This is a genomic window from Psychrobacter sp. PAMC 21119 (assembly GCF_000247495.1).
In the GTDB taxonomy this organism is placed as follows: domain Bacteria; phylum Pseudomonadota; class Gammaproteobacteria; order Pseudomonadales; family Moraxellaceae; genus Psychrobacter; species Psychrobacter glaciei.
The window spans coordinates 1-19,302 of record NZ_AHVZ01000004.1 but is presented as its reverse complement, the minus strand read 5'-3'; the positions used below and the strand labels follow the sequence as shown (position 1 = coordinate 19,302).

15 protein-coding genes are annotated in these 19,302 nt (G+C 45.0%); 13 read left to right on the top strand and 2 right to left on the bottom strand.

All coding sequences use genetic code 11. The features are described from left to right. Nucleotides 1–91 precede the first annotated feature (91 nt). The 9 genes from RH96_RS00625 to pgsA all read left to right on the top strand — a co-directional run bounded on the left by RH96_RS00625 (nucleotide 92) and on the right by pgsA (nucleotide 12,108). On the top strand, nucleotides 92–970 hold the full coding sequence (locus RH96_RS00625; protein ID WP_010196018.1) for a branched-chain amino acid ABC transporter permease: 879 nt from the start codon (nucleotides 92–94) through the stop codon (nucleotides 968–970). Nucleotides 971–1,019: 49 nt separating this feature from the next. Next, a complete protein-coding gene (locus tag RH96_RS00620) occupies nucleotides 1,020–2,117 on the top strand; it encodes a branched-chain amino acid ABC transporter permease (RefSeq protein WP_010196017.1) in 1,098 nt (365 codons plus the stop codon). Next, entirely contained in the window at nucleotides 2,114–2,881 is a 768-nt protein-coding gene (locus tag RH96_RS00615) for an ABC transporter ATP-binding protein (RefSeq protein WP_010196014.1), read from the top strand. The genes RH96_RS00620 and RH96_RS00615 overlap by 4 nt, the downstream gene beginning before the upstream one ends. A 47-nt stretch (nucleotides 2,882–2,928) precedes the next feature. Then, nucleotides 2,929–3,723 (top strand): ABC transporter ATP-binding protein, encoded by a 795-nt coding sequence (locus tag RH96_RS00610; protein ID WP_037032897.1) that lies wholly within the window; start codon nucleotides 2,929–2,931, stop codon nucleotides 3,721–3,723. Nucleotides 3,724–3,728: 5 nt separating this feature from the next. Further along, the gene (locus RH96_RS00605) at nucleotides 3,729–5,690 is read left to right on the top strand and encodes an AMP-dependent synthetase/ligase (RefSeq protein ID WP_010196010.1); all 1,962 of its coding nucleotides are present in this window, start codon (nucleotides 3,729–3,731) and stop codon (nucleotides 5,688–5,690) included. 152 nt (nucleotides 5,691–5,842) lie between these two features. Next, nucleotides 5,843–7,072, top strand: coding sequence for an ABC transporter substrate-binding protein (locus tag RH96_RS00600; protein WP_010196006.1), 1,230 nt, complete (start codon nucleotides 5,843–5,845; stop codon nucleotides 7,070–7,072). A gap of 391 nt (nucleotides 7,073–7,463) precedes the next feature. Beyond that, the gene (gene acs, locus RH96_RS00595) at nucleotides 7,464–9,434 is read left to right on the top strand and encodes an acetate--CoA ligase (protein ID WP_010196004.1); all 1,971 of its coding nucleotides are present in this window, start codon (nucleotides 7,464–7,466) and stop codon (nucleotides 9,432–9,434) included. Between the two features lie 220 nt (nucleotides 9,435–9,654). Continuing rightward, a complete protein-coding gene (locus tag RH96_RS00590) occupies nucleotides 9,655–10,839 on the top strand; it encodes an NAD(P)/FAD-dependent oxidoreductase (RefSeq protein ID WP_010196001.1) in 1,185 nt (394 codons plus the stop codon). 588 nt (nucleotides 10,840–11,427) lie between these two features. Continuing rightward, nucleotides 11,428–12,108 (top strand): CDP-diacylglycerol--glycerol-3-phosphate 3-phosphatidyltransferase, encoded by a 681-nt coding sequence (gene pgsA / locus RH96_RS00585; protein WP_010195999.1) that lies wholly within the window; start codon nucleotides 11,428–11,430, stop codon nucleotides 12,106–12,108. 123 nt (nucleotides 12,109–12,231) lie between these two features. Here pgsA and RH96_RS00580 read toward each other — a convergent pair whose 3' ends face one another. After that, nucleotides 12,232–12,726, bottom strand: a complete 495-nt coding sequence (locus tag RH96_RS00580) for a pyridoxamine 5'-phosphate oxidase family protein (protein ID WP_010195997.1) — start codon at nucleotides 12,724–12,726, stop codon at nucleotides 12,232–12,234. Between the two features lie 431 nt (nucleotides 12,727–13,157). Here RH96_RS00580 and purL point away from each other — a divergent pair, with 431 nt between their 5' ends. The 4 genes from purL (at nucleotide 13,158) to RH96_RS00560 (ending at nucleotide 18,866) form a co-directional block, all read left to right on the top strand. After that, on the top strand, nucleotides 13,158–17,156 hold the full coding sequence (purL, locus tag RH96_RS00575) for a phosphoribosylformylglycinamidine synthase (RefSeq protein ID WP_010195995.1): 3,999 nt from the start codon (nucleotides 13,158–13,160) through the stop codon (nucleotides 17,154–17,156). A 215-nt stretch (nucleotides 17,157–17,371) separates the two neighbouring features. After that, nucleotides 17,372–17,770: an ACT domain-containing protein gene (locus tag RH96_RS00570; RefSeq protein WP_010195993.1), complete on the top strand. Its 399-nt coding sequence runs from the start codon at nucleotides 17,372–17,374 to the stop codon at nucleotides 17,768–17,770. Between the two features lie 250 nt (nucleotides 17,771–18,020). Next, complete coding sequence (locus RH96_RS00565) at nucleotides 18,021–18,485, top strand: hypothetical protein (protein WP_010195990.1); 465 nt, start codon at nucleotides 18,021–18,023, stop codon at nucleotides 18,483–18,485. Nucleotides 18,486–18,569: 84 nt separating this feature from the next. Next, nucleotides 18,570–18,866 carry a hypothetical protein gene (locus tag RH96_RS00560; protein WP_010195988.1) on the top strand — a complete coding sequence of 99 codons (297 nt, stop codon included), beginning with the start codon at nucleotides 18,570–18,572 and terminating at the stop codon, nucleotides 18,864–18,866. Here the strand turns inward: RH96_RS00560 and RH96_RS00555 are convergent. Further along, nucleotides 18,867–19,302: transposase (locus RH96_RS00555; protein WP_010195984.1), on the bottom strand; the 436-nt coding region annotated here is incomplete at its 5' end.

Here is a 19,302-nt window from a genome sequence, read left to right as displayed (position 1 = left end):
TCTTCAAAAGTAGTTGAGTTAAAAAGCCAGCCGATTGAACGGCTTATTCAAACATTGTCACGGATGACAATGCTAAGACAAAAGGGACTTTATGGATATCCTACAACTGCTCATTAGCGGGATTGCTAATGGCTGTATATATGGGCTGTTAGCGCTGGGTTTTGTGCTCATTTACAAAGCCTCAGAGGCAGTGAATTTTGCCCAAGGCGACATGCTTATGCTCGGTGCCTTTTTAGGCATATCTTTCATTAATGCCGATCAGGCAAACTTTCCCTTCTTATTAGGTATCACCTTTGCGGCTATTATCATGGGCGCATTTGGCTACTTACTCGATCGCTTTGTCCTACGTGGTATTTTTGGTCAACCGCAATTTGCGATGGTCATTCTTACCATCTCGCTCGGTTTCTTAATGCGCTTCGTCGCTGGTGTCATTTGGGGACATAGCCCAGTCTCACTACAGACACCATTTTCAGGCAAGATGTTGGCATTAGGCTCGCTGAGTATCGCTTATGTTGACATCATTATCATCATATCTACTATCGCACTAACCTCCATTTTATACTTCTTTTTTGCCCACACGCGGCTCGGTATTGCGATGCAAGCCAGTAGTCAGAACCAGATGGCAGCCTATTATATGGGCATTCCCGTTAAGCGCGTTAATGGTATCGTATGGGCATTGTCAGGAGTGGTTGCCGCACTTGCCGGCATACTATTTGCCGCCAAAGGCGCGATCGAACCTTCTGTCGGACTACTATTCGGTATCAAGGCTTTTGCCGCTGCGGTCATCGGTGGGTTAGGTTCCTTACCGGGGGCGCTTGCAGGCGGGTTGCTGGTAGGGGTGATAGAGCCATTTGCTGGTCGCTATCTACCGCTAGGCCTAAGTCAAATTGCACCTTATGTGGTTATGTTGATCGTACTAATCGTACGTCCAGGCGGTATTTTTTCTCAGGTAAAACAGAAAAAAGTATAGAAGTTTTGAGTCAAGGATGACTAAAATATTTCAAGGATGAGTACTGCCCATGAAAGCCCAGTTTAAACACAGTTATGATCAAGATATCAATATCTTCGATGACAAGCGCCAACTCATAAAGTATGGCGTACTCCTCTTACTCCTCTTAATGGCACCTTGGCTGCTGAGTAACTATTATATTAGTGAGCTCAGTGCCATATTGATCTGGTCTATCTCTGGACTGGGTCTGATGCTCTTGACGGGTCACACCGGACAAGTCAGCTTAGGTCACGCTGCCTTTATGGCTATCGGTGCGTTTAGCCATATGGCACTGATGGCTCGAGGGTGGAGTTTTTTCCCTGCCTTGATTGCCTGTGCGCTCATTACTGGAGTTATCGGCGCTATCATTGCCAGACCGATCTTAAGAACCAGCGGCATCTATTTAGCCATCGCGACCTTGGCGCTTAGTATTATCGTCGAAGACATCGCTATCGTGGCTGAGCCTATTACTGGCGGCATCTCTGGTACCTTTGCCTCTCCTATTAATCTCTTTGGCTACACTATCGATCGCTACATCACGCCAAAGGCCTTTTATTACTTGTGCCTTGCGCTCGTAGTGCTGGTGACCTTAGGGTATATCAATTTGCTCAGAAGCGGCACTGGGCGCTCGTTCTTAGCCATCAGAGACAGCGAAGTCTCTGCCCGCGCGCTTGGCGTCAATGTACCGCAAGCCAAAACGCTCGCTTTTAGCATATCTTGTGCGATTACCGCTATTGGCGGCGCTATGTACGGGCATTTTGTGCAAGCGGTCAACTATGAGAGCTTCACCGTTATCATCTCTATAACCATACTATTGCAGATTGTCATCGGCGGTTTAGGATCGATACATGGTGCGTTTTTTGGTGCTATCGTCGTTGTACTATTGCCACAAGTGATTGCTATCTTAGGCGATGTCATCGGTCAAAGTACGGGCTCTAATATCACCAGTATTCCTGGTATTGATACGGCGCTATTTGCCTTAGTCATTGTCATCATGATCATCTATGAGCCACGCGGTATATACGGTATTTGGATAAAGATACGGACTTGGTTTCAGATGTTCCCGTTATATCGAAAAGGACTATTCCGCCGTTCCAAAACTTATCTGAAAACGGAGCGTATGCGATGAGCTTATTAAAAGTTGACTCCTTATCTATCGCGTTCGGTGGTGTCAAAGCCGTTGATAATATTAGCTTTGAGGTAAACGAGGGCGAGGTATTCACGATCGTAGGGCCTAATGGCGCTGGTAAATCAACGATTTTTAACTTAATCAGTCGCCTGTACGAGCCACTTAGTGGTCGTATTACCTTTGATGGGACTGATATTACCAAGCTACCCGCTCACGATATCGCAAAACTGGGTATTGCCCGTACGTTTCAAAACATCGAGTTGTTTGATCACTCAAGCGTGTTACAAAACCTGCTTATCGGTCGCCATTCACAGCGCAATACATCGTGGATACAGGATTTATTATTTTTACCAAAGGTGCGCCGTAGCGAGCGCGAGCATCGTCTACAAGTTGAAAAGATTATAGATTTTTTAGAGTTAGCGCCTTATCGAGATAAGCTGATCGCAGGTTTGCCTTATGGTATTAGAAAAGTAGTCGAAATTGCGCGCGCATTAGCTGCTAATCCAAAACTTATTTTGCTCGATGAGCCAGCCTCGGGTCTTAGCGTAGAGGAGACGTCTGAGATGGCATGGTGGATTGAAGATATGCAAAAGGATCTTGGTTTGACTATCTTGATGGTAGAGCATGACATGAGTCTTGTGAATCGGGTATCCGATCGAGTATTGGCCGTCGCTGAAGGTAAGTTTTTGGCTCAGGGTACGGCAGCTGAGGTGCAAGCCAATCCACAGGTTATTGAAGCCTATCTTGGACAGGAGAGTGTGTAATGTCAGCTATTAAAAAATCACTATCCTCTGCCGCACCTGCTACTGAAATGAATTTGGTTGACTCCGAAGTAAAGAACAACGTGCTTGAAGTGCGAAATCTAGAATCCGCTTATGGCCCAGTGATGGCATTGAGAGGCGTGAGTCTGGAGGTTCCCGAAGGCAAGGTGGTCACGATTTTGGGCGCTAACGGTGCGGGTAAAACGACGCTAATGAAGACTATCTCTGGTGTCATTAACCCTCGCAAGGGCGCAGTGTGGTTCCACGGTGAGCGTATCGATGGCACTGAGCCTGATCGCTTGGTCAAAAAAGGGCTGTCGCACGTACCCGAAGGGCGAGAGGTATTTCCGTTTTTGAATGTTGCCGAAAACTTGGCGATGGGCGCTTATACTCGGCGTGACAAATCTGAGATACAGCGCGATGTCGAGATGATATATGAGTATTTTCCCATCCTAAAAGATCGCCGTACACAAGCAGCGGGCACGATGTCCGGTGGTCAGCAGCAGATGTTAGCTATCGGTCGCGGACTGATGTCACGACCCTCCCTTATGCTACTCGATGAGCCGTCTCTTGGACTCTCTCCCTTATTGGTACAGGAGATATTTGCGATTATTCGCAGGCTTAATAAAGAGCAGGGCGTCACGATTCTACTGGTTGAACAAAACGCAAGAGTTGCCTTGGCAGCAGCGGATTACGGTTATGTGTTAGAGACAGGGCGTATTGTCATGGCAGGCTCAGCGGACAAACTGATGCACTCTGATGATATTAAAGAGTTCTACTTGGGACAAACCAAAGACAACACTGCGGAAGCCACTCGGTGGAAACGCAAAAAGACTTGGCGATAATAATCATGACGACCTCTATTGATATTCATACTGAAAAAAATACTTCACTTTTTCCTACGGATAAGACGATCACATCTGCCGCGCCAGTATCGTCTTACGATTACTCCAACGATAATGATTATGAGACTAATCGAAAGATACACAATGCACCTTTCGATCATGCACCTCAAATCCTAGAAGGGTGCGATACGCTGAGCAAACTCTGGCGACAGGTTTGCTTGAGCCGAGGTGATAGGATTGCGCATCGCGAAAAGAGCTTTGGTATTTGGCAGAGTTATAGTTGGCTTGACTATTATTATCATGGCTGCGATATCGGCATGGCACTCATCGAGCTTGGTCTGAGTAAAGGCGATACCGTCTCTATCTTGAGCGAAGACAATAAAGAATGGCTCTATTGTGATATGGGCATCTGCGCCGTCGGCGGGATACCCAATGGTGTCTATACGACAGACAGTCCCGAGCAGCTTGCCTATATACTAAATGATAGCCATTCTAAGTTTTTGATCGTAGAAAACGATGAGCAATTGCATAAGTTTTTAGAGATTCGTGAACAGACGCCTAACGTTAAAAAAGTTATTGTCTTTGAGCGTAAAGGTTTGCGTAGCCTAGAGGATAATCAGGTTGTTTTCCTTGATGATCTATATACGATCGGTCGAAGTATTGAAAATGCCAGAGAGCGTTTTGGCGCTTATATCGATCAAGGCACGGCGAATGATATACGCACCTTAATCTACACGTCTGGCACGACAGGCAACCCAAAAGGCGCGATTTTAACGCACGCCAATGTCCTCTTTGAATTAAAAACAAGCATCGACATCCTCCCTATTTTGCCCACCGATGAGCAGCTGTGTTTTCTGCCCTTGTGCCATGTGCTTGAGCGTCTAACATCAGTGGATCTGCCCATTCATAGGGGCTGTATTGTCAACTTTGCTGAGAGCACAGAGACGGTATTTGAGAATATGAAAGAAGTCTCACCTGATACCTTTACCGCTGTGCCTAGATTGTGGGAAAAAATGTATGCCTCCATCAGTAATATGCGTAGTGATGCCAGTGCGCTTAATGGCTGGGCATTTGATCAGGCTATAAAAGCAGGTCATGATCACGCTGATATCGTGATGGCAGGCAATACGCCCACGACAGGTCAACGACTGCGTTACGAGTTTTGGAACAAGCTGGTGCTATATAAAATTCGTGACCTGATAGGCATGAGTAATATTCGCCGTGCCACCACTGGGGCCGCGCCCATCTCGCTAGATATTATCCGCTGGTTTCATGCGATAGGCGTGCCTATCTATGAAGGCTATGGCATGACTGAAAGTGCGGGTGTGATATCGGTTAATACGCCTGAAGCACAGATGGCCGGTAGCGTAGGTAAGGCACTACCCGATTCTGAAGTCCGCATTGCCGATAACGGCGAGATACTCGTAAAAGGGGCGAACGTGTTTGCAGGCTACTGGAACAAGCCCGAAAAAACCGCTGAGGACTTACGGGATGGCTGGCTACATACTGGCGATGTTGGCGAGATAAAAGACGGCTATATATTCATTACGGGCCGCATCAAGGACATCATTATCACCGCAGGTGGCAAAAACGTCACACCCGCTGCGATTGAGAGCAAGCTTAAATTCTCGCCTTATATCTCAGATGCCGTCATCATCGGCGATAGACGCAAATATCTGACCTGCCTGATTATGATAGATCAGGAGAATGTCGAAAAGTTTGCGCAAGACAATCAGGTAATGTTCTCAGATTTTCGCTCGCTGTGTCATGCGCCAGAAGTCATCGCCTTGATAGATGAGGTTATCCAGTCTACCAATCAGACGTTAGCTCAGGTGGAAACCATCAAGCACTTCCGGCTTATTGATGTGCTGCTCAGTCCTGAAGATGACGAATTGACTGCGACCATGAAATTGAAAAGAAGTTTGGTTGAGAAAAAGCATCACGTTCTTATCGACTCTATGTACTGAGCTAGCTCTTTATCAAAGTTCAGCTTAGCACCGTTCAGATTTTTTGATGTTATCTCAACCTTGATAGTATCAATCTTAAAAGTATCAGCCTCAAAAGTATCAATCTCAAAAGCATCAAACTAACAGCGACTGAAGTCGCAAGGAGAAAGGCAATGAAATGGACATTCAAGACGACGCTACTGGCACTATCTGTTGGTACGATAGGTTTAGTAGGGTGTAGCAATTCAGAAACGCCCGCAGCAGCTGGTACAGATACTGAAAATGCTTCAACGAGTGATATGCCGGTACAAGGTGTTACGGATACGGAGATTCTATTGGGCGGTGCGAATGATCTATCAGGTCCGTTTGCAGGATTCGGTAATCCTGCGGTAGCGGGTGCCAATATGTATTTCGATGAGGTAAATGCGGCAGGTGGCGTTAACGGTCGCATGATTCGTTACGTCGTCGAGGACCATTCTTATCAAGTACCAAAGGCGGTACAGGCTGCTAATAAGCTCGTTAGTCGCGATAAAGTATTTGGTATGCTGATGTCGCTTGGTACGCCGCATAACTTAGCGAGTTTCCCTATTATGGATCGCGCCAATGTCCCTAATATTATGCCGATCACTTTTGCAAAGCCAATGCAAGAAGAAGGGGCTTTCAATCGCCGTTATACGATGGGTAGTACGTATTACGACTCCATGAAAATGGGTATGGAGTATTTGATTGCCGAAAATGATATTAAAAATTTATGCGTCATGTATATTCCTTCGGACTATGGTGAAGAGACCAACGAGGCGGCTAAGGATATCAGCGATAACAATCCTAATGTCACGTTAGTTCAGGCCAGCTCACATCGCCCTGATGAAACAGACTTTGCTGGTGCAATTGCCAAATTAAAAGAAGCCAATTGCGAGCTAATCGGCCTATCTCTTACGATACGCGGCGCTATCACTGCGGTAGGGACAGCGAACGCTATGGGCTGGACTGACGTGAAATTCATCGCTCCTGCCACGGGTTTCCATCCCGCAGTTGCCGAGGCACCAGGTGGCGCTAGTGAAGGTCTATATGCGGTTTCTTACTATAACGATTTGGCTTTGAGAGCGAATGAGCCTGAGACCAAAGCCTTTATTGAAAAGTATAAAAAAGTCACAGGGGAAGATGTATCAGCAGGTGCTATCCTTGGCTATACTTCAGCGAGAATCACTGTTGAAGGACTCAAAGCTGCAGGCAAAGATTTGAATGCCGATACTTTTAATACCGGTATGGAAACCGTTAGTTTTGTAGATGGCATCACAGGATCTACTATTGCGATTACTCCTGAAAGCCATGTCGCCTTTAACGATGTTTACTTATCGCAAGTACAAAGCGGCGCATGGAAAACCGTTAAACAGCTCAAATAAGTACGCATTATTAATTTAGTGAAATTTTGATAGCAACAAGCCATACATAAGTATGGCTTGTATCGTTTATAAACGTTGTGTTTTATATTTTAACTGTTTTATAAGTTTAAAATCCGTACTTAATACAAAATAAGCCACTAGCTACCGATAATAAAAATTAACTAGAATGACAAATTAGTCGCTTTGTAAGGATGAGACTGTCTGTGCCTAAGTATACAGATGTACAGCGAAATTGTTATGATTGACTGTTGATCCCTTGCAACCGTTGCGCTTATTTGTCAAACTATCATGAAGTGTCACACATTATGGAAGATGACTCTTATTGCCCGTATAGATGGTCGTTATAGACGATTATTTATATAGGTCATAATAATTAAAAAGGATGAACACTATGACCCAGAAATCATTTCCTATCGCCGCCGAGTTCATGGCTGCTGCCAATACCACGCCTGAGCAGTACCTCAAAGACTACAAACAATCTATCGAATCAACTGAGACAAGTGATGCTTTTTGGGCGAAGCGTGCTGAGCTAATCGATTGGATCAAAAAACCCACCAAAATCAGCAACGTTAATTATGATCTAGATGATTTCCGTATTAAGTGGTTCGAAGATGGTGAACTGAATATCTCCGTCAATTGCCTTGATCGACATATGAAAAAAAGCCCTTACAAGCCCGCCATCATATGGGAGGGCGATCATCCCTCATTGCATAAAATCATCTCCTTTAAAGAGCTATATGAATCAGTCTGTCGTCTAGGCAATGCACTGCGTAAGCTTGGGGTCGAAAAAGGCGATCGAGTCACGCTATATATGCCGATGATACCAGAAGCCATGATAGCGATGCTGGCATGTGCGCGTATTGGTGCGGTGCATTCAGTGGTCTTTGGTGGGTTCTCTGCGGAGAGCTTGGGCAATCGCCTAATCGATAGCCGCTCAAAAGTCGTCATTACTGCTGATGAAGGCCTGCGTGGTGGCAAGCATACACCGCTCAAAGCCAATGTCGATCACGCGTTAGATATAGATGGCACGGACAGTGTAGAAAAAGTCATCGTCGTCCATCGCACGGGTAGTGCCATACCGATGAGCGGTCACCGTGATGTCTGGTATCACAATCTGATAGATGGTGAATCAGAGCACTGCGAGCCTGAAGTCATGAATGCCGAAGATCCGCTGTTTTTATTATATACCTCTGGCTCTACAGGAAAGCCCAAAGGCGTACTGCATACCACCGGCGGCTATATCACCTATGCACTCTCTACCTTTCGTGATGTTTTTGATATCAAAGAAGACGATGTCTATTGGTGTACGGCAGATGTGGGCTGGATTACTGGTCACACATACTCAACTTATGCACCGCTTGCCAATGGCACAACGACAGTCATGTTCGAGGGTGTGCCAGAATATCCAACGTGGGCGCGCATCGGTCATATCGTCGACAAGCACGACATTACGATTTTATACACCGCACCGACGGCGATTCGCGCGATGATGAAAGAGGGGGATGCTTTTGTACGAGAATCAGATCGTTCAAGCCTACGCTTACTTGGTTCGGTTGGAGAGCCTATCAATCCAGAAGCATGGGACTGGTACTACAATGTCGTTGGTGATGGCAAATGTCCAATCGTCGATACGTGGTGGCAGACCGAGACTGGCGGTATTTTGATGGCACCTATTCCAGGCACCGTTGATCTCAAGCCAGGCGCAGCGATGACGCCACTATACGGTATCAAACCAGAGATTATCGATGGTGATGGTGCGGTACTAGAAGGCGCTGCAGAAGGAAATCTGGCGATTAACAGTAGCTGGCCGGGGCAAATGCGTACCATTTATAATGACCACACACGCTTTTTGAAGACCTACTTTAGTGATTACCCAGGTTTTTACTTCACCGGTGATGGTGCCCAGCGTGATGAAGATGGCCATTATTGGATCACAGGCCGCGTCGATGATGTACTCAACGTTGCCGGACATCGTTTGGGCACTGCGGAGATTGAGAGCGCGGTGGTCGCTCATCCTGCTACTGCTGAGGCCGCTATCGTCGGTATGCCGCATGAGATTCGCGGTACAAGTATCTGCGCTTTTATCATCCTGAAATCTGGTGAAGAAAAAACAGACGCACTCAAAGCTGAGCTAAAACGTCATGTGCGCACTGAAATTGGCCCGATTGCCACTTTAGATGCCATCTATATGGTTGATGCACTACCAAAGACGCGCTCAGGGAAAATCATGCGCCGTATTTTGCGTAACCTTGCGGCGGGACAGTATGTTGGATTGGGTGATTTGTCTACGCTTGCAGACAGCTCAGTGATCAATCAGCTGGTCGATGTGGTCAAAGCTGGTCGCGCAGAGAAGACTGGTTAAGAGCGTTAACAATGGTGGTTTAATACTAGCTATTTTTGTTTGTCTATCACCGCTAAATAAAAGCCATGTTATCGAGAATAGCATGGCTTTTTTACGGAGATAATATTGATATTGAAGCCTTTCGAAGGTTAAATATGATTGATAGACATATTATTAAAAATATCCCTGCCATTGTCATAAACCCTTTTTTATCCAATAATTTATAAGGTCTACTGTCATTATGACTGATCACACTTTACTCTCAACTGATGAATCTCTCCCAAAAATAGCCATTATCGGTGGTGGTTTGACAGGATTGTTGACCGCCACATTACTAGAGCGTGCCTTTATTCAAAGCATAGCCATTAAAAGAACAGACATTCAAAGCACAGACCAATCCTCTATACCGCAAATAACCATTTTTGAAAAGTCACGCAGTGTAGGGCGCTTAGCCACCCGTTATCGTACCGATAGTCAAACTGGTAAAAATTGGCAATGGGCATTTGGGGCGCAGTTTTTTACCGCAAAAACGCCTAGCTTTCAGCAGTTTATTGCACCTTGGCTTGAGACTGATTTGTTACAACCGTGGTGTGCCGAAGTGGTTGCGTTAACGCCCGCTAATGGAAATACTGAGTCATCTGATATACAGCACAAAGATCAATGGAATACGACGCAAGCTCGCTACATCAGTACGCCAAAAATGACCAGTTGGGGGCGCGCATTAGCCGATGATTTGCAACATACCAATATAAAATTCAAAACTCGCGTCGCACCCTTTGCGCAATATCCCCAAAACCAAACCGATGACAAGACTGAGCTTTTCGATGAGTCTGGCAACAGTCTAGGCTGCTTTGATTGGGTAATTTGTACCGCGCCAAATGGTCAAGCGCTAGAGCTGATGGCAGAGAGCGGCTTTACGGAGTCAGCCAACATCACCAAGCCAAAGATGCAGGCATGTTATACCTTAATGTTAGGCTGGGGTGAGGTGCAATCATTACCTGCAACATTGACCAGTCAAACACCATCAAGATGGGACGTGGCTTACGTAAATAATTCACCATTAGACAGAATATTCATCGAGCATCAAAAGCCTGCTCATAATGATTTGCTGCCCAGTGTCACCATTCATGCGCGTAACGACTGGTCAGAGATACACGTTGATGACGACATCGACACAATAACAGAGCAGTTATTGCAAGCCGCGCAGCACGCATTACATTGGGATGATGACACAGCACCCAGTCAAGTAGACTGCCATCGCTGGCGTTATGCAGCAACGACTGTCGATAATAACGAGGCACTGGGTATCTTGGTCGATCCACAACATCAATGGATTGTCAGTGGTGACTGGTGCGGACACGGCAATATAGAAAGTTGCTATCAAGTGGCACAACAAACAGTCGAGGCAATCTGGAAAACAAAGTAAATGTGATGCGATTGCCCGTTAGCGCAGTTTATTCAAAACTGAGATCTACAGGTGTCTTATTTACAAGCAAGTGGAAATAACACCAAAAGAAGGACAAAAAAAAGAGCCCACAGAGGAGGTACTGTGGGCTGAGGAAAACGGGCTGTGTAGATTGACTACATATTCCGTGGTCGTGACTTGTTGTAATTATTGGCTTTCTATACAGTTATTTATTAGGGCAACAATGACCAATACAATAGGTACATATATTTGCTTACATATTTAAGTGTACAAGTGTTTTATTGCAGTTGCTATCATAACCTAGTTGGCTGCCATTTAGCTGTTTTGGTTACAGTATATTACGTTGTAAGAGCTCAAAAATCGCTGATGTCTATATGAAGTATTAATATTTAGAGTGAGTAGCAGTACTTTATTATTGGTGATACTGACAAACGCTCTCAATAATTTCAATACGTTATGCCAATATAAGCTTGGTCATCCGATGTTGATACCTTTGATAACTCAATCGCTGCAGAGATGGCATGACGGCTTGCCCGAAAAATGCTAAGCTATCTGCCATTATTATGTCTATATTAAACTGGGTTTGCCATGACTGAGAGCACGCACTTGCATACGCCGGAGCCGTCAAGTTCGCAAAATACCAAGAGTATTTTTAACTTGCCTAACAACCTTACGATTGCTCGTATCTTGATGATTCCGTTGTTTGTCGCGATTGCCTACTGGCCGCCTGCTATGGGTATCGGCATGCCTGCAATCTCAGACAATGTCATTGCTCGAGTAGGGATGAGCGAGTTTAGCGATAGTCTATTGCGTCATCTATTATTGACCGGTGTCTTTATCATTGCTGCGATTACTGATTGGCTCGATGGGTATTTTGCTCGAAAATTAAATGTCATGTCAGCGTTTGGCCGTTTTCTGGATCCTGTCGCTGATAAATTAATGGTGGCCGTAGCACTAATCGTTCTCGTGCAGTGGCATCCCAATATCATTATGGCAATCGCTGCTATCGTAATTATTTCGCGCGAGATCGCTGTATCTGCATTGCGAGAATGGATGGCAGAGCTAGGCAAAAGTACCAGTGTCGCTGTATCCTATGTCGGTAAACTAAAAACGACGTTTCAGATGGTGGCCATCACGGTGCTTCTTCTAAACTGGGAGTCGCTCGAGATGATTGGTTATGTATTAATGGTTGCCGCCGTAATACTGACTTTATGGTCGATGATGATTTATCTTAGAGCAGCGTGGCCGTACCTAAAGCAAAGCGGGTGAATCTATAACGTAGATACGGACAGCGTAAAACACAGAATTAGCAAAACATAAAAACGCCAGTCGCATTAGCCACTGGCGTTTTTATGTTTTGCTAATTCTGGTCTAACTGCTATTTTCTATAGCTTATAGTGTCACTGAGTTGTTTTCACCCAAGTTAGTCGCTTTTTTGCCATCCATTACTGCAGCAGTTGTCATCTTAAACATATTGACTACTGAGCTGCCACTTAACCAATATTCAGCACCATGTGGTACGACTTTGATTAGCTGGACGTTCGGATCTTCTTTACCTTGCTCGTAGAATGCATTGTAAATTGGCGACCATAGTTCATCAAGCTTCTCTTGGTCTTCAACTAGCTCTGCTTTACCGTTAATTGAGACGTAGTCTTTCGCGTCTTGGCTTACATAGGCCAAATTCACTTGTGGGTCTTTTTGGATATCGCTGACGGTTTCAGTTGTTTTATCACCGATGAACCAAATCTCTTTTGCGCCGATGCTCGTCTCGCTCGTTGTCATTGGGCAGGCATGTAAATGGCCTTCGTGAGTGCGAGTCGTCATCATGGCAAATTTCACTTCTTTTACCAGTGCTTGTACTTTATCGATATGGTCTTGTCTACTCATAGGGGATTTCCTTTTCTTTATAGTGTTTAAATTATTAATTGCTTGTAGTAGTTTTTATTCGGGCAAAGCGTGTTTCAAATATCAATAACAATCGTCGCCCTATCAACTGGAACTAGAATACCGAGTTGTGGCCATACATTTATATAGGCGCCCAGTAATGCGATGTGAGTGTTTGTAAGGAGTATGAGGGTTAGGTAAAAATTGTGACATCAGACATTCAGTTGGTAAATCTCAACATACGTACGTTGAAAAACAGGATATACACTGAGCAAATTACACTCGTCATTTAGCACATATTTGGTAGTGATAGAAGGCAACTTATCGGCAATTTATCTTGGTTTAGACCTGCTTATTACAGGGCTTCTTGTTATAATACGCAGACCATTTACTTAGCATGGCAGAGATGCCTTGATCTTACGGATTATGCCTTTATGATGACCATCGCCGGACAACCGTTTCTTACCGATTTTCAGACGCAGCAACTCATCAGTCAGTTCCAGCAAAAAACCGAGCTCAATGTCAGTCAAATAAGTACCCAGCAAGTGTATGTGCTATCACGCAAGCTCGAAGGTGATGAACATAAAAAGGCGTTAGACCTACTCGCTGTTGACAGTGCGACAGTGCTCGCCGACCCACAAGCTAATCAGGTACAAGTCATCGTTGGGCCGCGTTTTGGTACGATATCGCCATGGGCAAGTAAAGCAACCGATATCTTCAATAACTGTGAAATTGAGATTAACCGTGTTGAGCGTGTCGTTGTTTATACCTTAACCATTGATGGTGACGCAGGCGAAAAACTACCAGTAGACGCTGAGCAGTTGCTGTTTGACCGTATGACGCAGAGCTTGGTTTATGATTTGAATGATTTGAACAAATTGTTTGATGATGAGCAGCCAGCATCATTGAATCATATTGACGTCATCGGACAAGGTCAGTCAGCATTAGAGTCTGCCAATACCCAGTTTGGTTTTGCATTATCCAGTGAAGACATTGATTATTTGATGAATGCTTATGTCAATGAGCTAAAGCGTAATCCAACTGACGTTGAGCTGATGATGTTTGCACAGGCCAACTCAGAGCATTGCCGTCATAAGATTTTTAACGCTGAGTGGACGGTGGATGGTGCAGCACAGCCAAAATCACTGTTCCAAATGATTAAGAATACTTACCAGTCGAATCCACAAGGTATCTTGTCTGCCTATAAAGACAACGCTGCTGTGATGGCAGGGTCTGACGGTATGCGTTTTTACCCGATTCCGACTGATGCGATGGATGCAAACTCTGCCCATCCTTATGACTTCCATCAAGAAGCAATCGACATTCTGATGAAAGTCGAAACGCATAACCATCCAACGGCTATCGCCCCGTATGCGGGTGCAGCGACGGGTGCTGGTGGTGAGATTCGTGATGAAGGCGCGACTGGTCGTGGCGGTAAGCCAAAAGCAGGTCTGACAGGCTTTCACGTATCACACCTACATATCCCAGAGCTCGCTGAGAAATGGGAGCAGTCAGGTCAATTGAGTACTCAGGCTTATGGCACGCCAGATCGTATGGCAACCAGTCTTGAGATTATGACTGAAGCACCACTCGGTTCAGCCAACTTCTCAAACGAGTTTGGTCGTCCTAACCTATGCGGTTATTTCCGTAGTTTCCAATTGGATACGTCGGCGGCAAAAGACGGTAGCGAAATGCGCGGCTATCATAAGCCAATCATGCTGGCAGGTGGTTACGGCAATATCAAACGCAACCTCATTGAAAAAAACGCCATTCGACAAGGTGATTTGTTAATCGTCCTTGGTGGCCCTGCAATGCAGATTGGTCTGGGCGGTGGTGCTGCATCTTCAGTTGATAGCGGTTCACTCGATGAAGGCTTAGACTTTGCCTCAGTTCAGCGTGACAATGCTGAAATGGAGCGTCGTTGCCAAGAAGTCATGGATCGCTGCTGGGCACTAGCCGGTAATGATGTCGATGCGAGTAATAATGGAAAAGACGGCAACCCTATCGTGTCATTGCATGATGTGGGCGCTGGTGGTATCTCTAATGCAATGCCAGAATTGGTCAATGACCATGAGATGGGCGCGGTACTAAACCTGCGTAAAATCCCATCGCTAGAGGCTGGCATGTCGCCAATGGCCATCTGGTCAAACGAAGCGCAAGAGCGTTATGTCCTCGCGATTCGTCCAGAAAGCGAAGCCCAATTCGATGCGATCTGTGCTCGTGAGCGTTGCCCGTATGCCATCTTGGGATCAGCCACGGATGTGCGTCAGCTAATCGTTGATGATACATTGCTCGCCGAGCAGCCTGTCGATATGCCGATGCAAGTATTGCTAGGTGGCACGCCAAAGATGAAGCGTAGCTTTGAGCGTCATGACACCAGCTTGCCAGCATTAGAGTTAGGCGAAGTCAATTTAGCCGAGTCTATCACTGATGTATTGCGTCATCCAACCGTCGCTAGTAAATCATTCTTGATTAGCATTGGTGACCGTTCTATCACGGGTATGGTCGTGCGTGATCAATATGTTGGTCGCTATCAAGTGCCAGTATCAGATTGTGCTGTGACAGCGTCAGGCTTAATTGCGCTAGATGGTCAGGTGATGAGCGGTGAAGCGATGAGTATCGGTGAGCGTACACCAGTTGCGCTAATCAGCCCACAAGCCTCAGCACGACTGGCAATTGGCGAAGCAATTACCAACATCGCTGGTGCGCGTATTGCTCAGTTGTCTGATATTACGATGTCAGCGAACTGGATGGCAGCATGTGGCGAAGATGCAGAAGATGCAGCATTGTTTGACGCGGTATACACAGTCGGCGAAGAGCTGTGCCCAGCATTAGGTATCGCTATCCCAGTTGGTAAAGACTCGCTATCGATGCGTGCCAATTGGACTGACAGCAGTGAAGCAGGTGAGACGGATAAATCAGTCGTGTCGCCAATGAGCTTGGTGATTACTGCGTTTGCTCCTGTCGTTGATGTAGCAAAAACGCTAACGCCTGAGCTAATCAATGGCGATAGCGCGTTCTACCGTATTGATTTGTCTAAAGGCAAGCTACGTCTAGGTGGTTCAATCCTTGCGCAAACGCTTAGCCAATTGGGTAACGATTGCCCAGATTTAACGCAGCCAAGCGACTTGGTTGACTTCTTTAACTTTATCCAAGCAGGTAATGCACAAGGTGTCATCAGCGCCTATCACGATATCGGTGATGGTGGTCTATTGGCAACTATTGCTGAGATGCAGTTCACCAGCCGTCAAGGTATCAAGCTGTCATTGACTGATGATAACTTACTCGGTCAACTGTTCAGTGAAGAGCTGGGTGCGGTCATCCAAGTATTGCCAGAAAACGTCGCCGCACTCATGCAATTGGCAGAAGAGTTTAACGTCAGTGATATGCTTAGCCTCGTTGGTCAAAGTAGTGAAGAAGATAGCCTGCTGATCCAAACGCCAACGCTAATGGGTGACGATACGCTACGCTTTAGCCGTACTGAATTGCAGCAAGCATGGACGCAGGTCAGCTATCAGATCGCGCGCCGCCGTGATAATCCAGCGTGCGTACAGCAAGAGTATGACTTGATTGCTGATGCGAGCCATCAAGGCTTAATCGCTGCACCGAACTTTGATCTCAATCAAAAGGTTGAAGAGCCATACTTGGCTAGTCGTGAGAATAAGCCAAGAGTTGCTATCTTACGTGAGCAAGGCGTCAACGGTCAGACAGAAATGGCAGCAGGCTTTACCCAAGCTGGCTTTGAAGCGGTCGATGTACACATGAGTGATCTACTGAATGGTCGCATCAATCTACGTGACTTCGACGGTCTGGTTGCTTGTGGTGGCTTTAGTTATGGTGATGTACTCGGCGCAGGCTCAGGCTGGGCAAACTCTATCTTGTTCCATGACGAGCTACGCATGCAGTTTGTCCGCTTCTTTGCCCGTCCTGATACCTTCTCACTAGGTGTCTGTAACGGTTGTCAGATGATGGCTCAGTTAAAAGACCTCATCCCAGGTGCAGATAACTTCCCACGCTTCATCGCTAACCAATCGGCTCGTTTTGAAGCGCGTACGGTCAACGTAAAAGTCGAGCGTACCAAGTCTATCCTGTTCAAAGGCATGCAAGACAGTATCTTGCCAATCGCTGTGGCGCATGGTGAAGGATATGCCACACTAGACAACAACGAAATCGACGGTATGGCAAAACACGGTCAGCTTGCGATGCGTTATGTCGATAGCCAAGGTCATCCAACTGAGACGTATCCGCTCAATCCAAACGGTTCTGTCGGCGGTGTCACGGGTCTGTGTAGCACTGATGGTCGCGTCACGATTATGATGCCACATCCTGAGCGTAACCTAAAAGCCTATAACCACAGTTGGAAACCAGAAGAGTGGGATGAGGACGGCGCGTGGATGCGTATGTTCCGTAACGCTCGCGCTTGGTTGCGCTAGTCGCTACTCAGACCTCTAGTAATTGCTGGTAGTTTTAGATAGCTGTTTTTTTAATAAGAAGGTGGGCTTAGGCTCACCTTTTTTGTGTTTAAGAGTTGAGTGTTTAGAGATAAGGGCTAGCGTTTATATCGTGTTTTCACGAGTATAGGCGATTACACTCATGCTAAAATCACGGTCAACAAAGACTAGCATTAAGCAAAATAAGGAATAAGAAAATGTCAGGAATTACAGATATCAATGAGCTATTGAGTTCGATGCAGCCCGCACTAGTTGATGAATTATTTGTGTTTTGCACCGTGGCAGGGCAGCTAGCCGAATACGTAAACCTAGCGCCAATCGCGACATTTATGGAGCCAGAAGGGCTGACTTTGGTGCTAACAAAAGACAAGGCTGATGAGGCAGGTTTGCAGTACGAAGGCGTGTTCCGACAAATCACTCTAACGGTGCATTCAAGCCTAGAAGCGGTAGGTCTAACCGCGGCAATAGCAACCAAACTGACCTCAAAAGGTATCAGTGCCAATGTGATCGCTGCTTACTATCATGATCATATATTTGTGTCGAACGATAAGGCTGAGCAGGCGCTATCTGCGTTAAAAGAGCTGAGTAATATATGACGTTTTTTGACGTCTCAAGTTGCTTCGTTATGATTAACTAAGTTAGTTTGGAATACTGTTTTACAGATAAAAATGGCAGGAACAAAGCTCACGTTTTTCGTATTCAGGTTCTAGGTCTTTTAAACGTAGAGTAAATGAGCGATAGCGTAACCTACCATTCATGTGACAAACTAATCCATTGATATCACTTGCATAAGCTGAAGCCTTAGATATAGAAAATACTTTTAGTGCAAATAAGAATGAGAACTCAATGAAAAAAATTGGCAATGGCGTTATTTTTTTTGAAGTTGATGACAGCTATAGCTTTGATGGATTACTGCCATTAAGAATCAATATTAAAGGACATTATTTAGGAACATTAGAATCACCAACGTATCTGATAAGCTTTATGGGAGAGATGGAAAGTATTGTACAAGATAACTGCTACCTTAACGAAAATGCGAGAATTGATAATATAGAGTCTATATTATTCAATGAATATGGTGAGCTGGTTGATATGTATAGAATTACTATTGAGGAGACTTTTGATGATTTCTCGAAAAGAGTCGTTAGAAATAATGAATCAATATTTTTTTATTTTAAATTATTTAGTAATGCTTTTTTTGAGTATTCAGAAGTAAAAGAGAATGAAGATATACTTGAGTGTATCTCTAAGAAAGATTATGTTGATGCTTTAGCGTTATTAAAAGAATACACAGCTTCTCTTAATATTTAGATTGAGTAAAGCTCATCACTCAATAATCATTGTAGTAGACTGATATACACTACAACTTCTAAAAAGGTTACGTAGAGGTGTAATTTGAATAATATAAATAAGCTCAATACTTTGTTAAATGTAATAAATCAGCTTTTTGCTGTTGGTGATTATGGTGTAAATCATATTGAGTTTTTATTCATAGGGGTTAGAAATTTATTAGAAGAGGACGAGGTAGTAAGAAAAATATTTTTTGATGAGTTAATGAAAAGCATTAACGAATCGTTGAGTTCAGATCATGACTTGGTAGCTGACATAGACTCTGACTTATTATGTTATTTAGCCCATACAACCCGTTGGCCGGAATTCTATGAATTTGTCAAACGAAGACAAGAGATATAGTCAAGGCAAAGTAAAGCAATCACAGATCCAAAGAAAATAAAAGAACAGCGTATCTATACAATCTATTTGCCAATCCTTACGTTTTCTTTTCACCCAAGCCCACATCTGCTCGATAGGATTTAGGTCTGGACTATATGGAGGCAGCCATAAAATAGTATGTCCTGCCTCTTCAAGAAGTACTTTGGTATCAAGCCGTTTGTGGAAGGTGGCATTGTCCATGACAATAACACTATTCTTGGGTAGTTCAGGTACTAACAGTTGTGTCACCCAACTGTGAAAGAGATTGCTATCGATGCTACAGTCATAAAGCCCGACCGCGAATAGTTGGTTGTTACGAATGGCACCAATGGCATTGGTCTGATTTTTTAACTGCCAATTATATTCACCAAAGCACTTTTGACCTTTGTAGCAATAGCCGTGAGGTCTATTGTCATGA

Bases quoted from the DNA above. Each gene is read 5' to 3' on its own strand.
- RH96_RS00625 (WP_010196018.1), top strand. From the start codon at position 92: ATGGATATCCTACAACTGCTCATTAGCGGGATTGCTAATGGCTGTATA.
- RH96_RS00620 (WP_010196017.1), top strand. From the start codon at position 1,020: ATGAAAGCCCAGTTTAAACACAGTTATGATCAAGATATCAATATCTTC.
- RH96_RS00615 (WP_010196014.1), top strand. From the start codon at position 2,114: ATGAGCTTATTAAAAGTTGACTCCTTATCTATCGCGTTCGGTGGTGTC.
- RH96_RS00610 (WP_037032897.1), top strand. From the start codon at position 2,929: ATGAATTTGGTTGACTCCGAAGTAAAGAACAACGTGCTTGAAGTGCGA.
- RH96_RS00605 (WP_010196010.1), top strand. From the start codon at position 3,729: ATGACGACCTCTATTGATATTCATACTGAAAAAAATACTTCACTTTTT.
- RH96_RS00600 (WP_010196006.1), top strand. From the start codon at position 5,843: ATGAAATGGACATTCAAGACGACGCTACTGGCACTATCTGTTGGTACG.
- acs (WP_010196004.1), top strand. From the start codon at position 7,464: ATGACCCAGAAATCATTTCCTATCGCCGCCGAGTTCATGGCTGCTGCC.
- RH96_RS00590 (WP_010196001.1), top strand. From the start codon at position 9,655: ATGACTGATCACACTTTACTCTCAACTGATGAATCTCTCCCAAAAATA.
- pgsA (WP_010195999.1), top strand. From the start codon at position 11,428: ATGACTGAGAGCACGCACTTGCATACGCCGGAGCCGTCAAGTTCGCAA.
- RH96_RS00580 (WP_010195997.1), bottom strand. From the start codon at position 12,726: ATGAGTAGACAAGACCATATCGATAAAGTACAAGCACTGGTAAAAGAA.
- purL (WP_010195995.1), top strand. From the start codon at position 13,158: ATGATGACCATCGCCGGACAACCGTTTCTTACCGATTTTCAGACGCAG.
- RH96_RS00570 (WP_010195993.1), top strand. From the start codon at position 17,372: ATGTCAGGAATTACAGATATCAATGAGCTATTGAGTTCGATGCAGCCC.
- RH96_RS00565 (WP_010195990.1), top strand. From the start codon at position 18,021: ATGAAAAAAATTGGCAATGGCGTTATTTTTTTTGAAGTTGATGACAGC.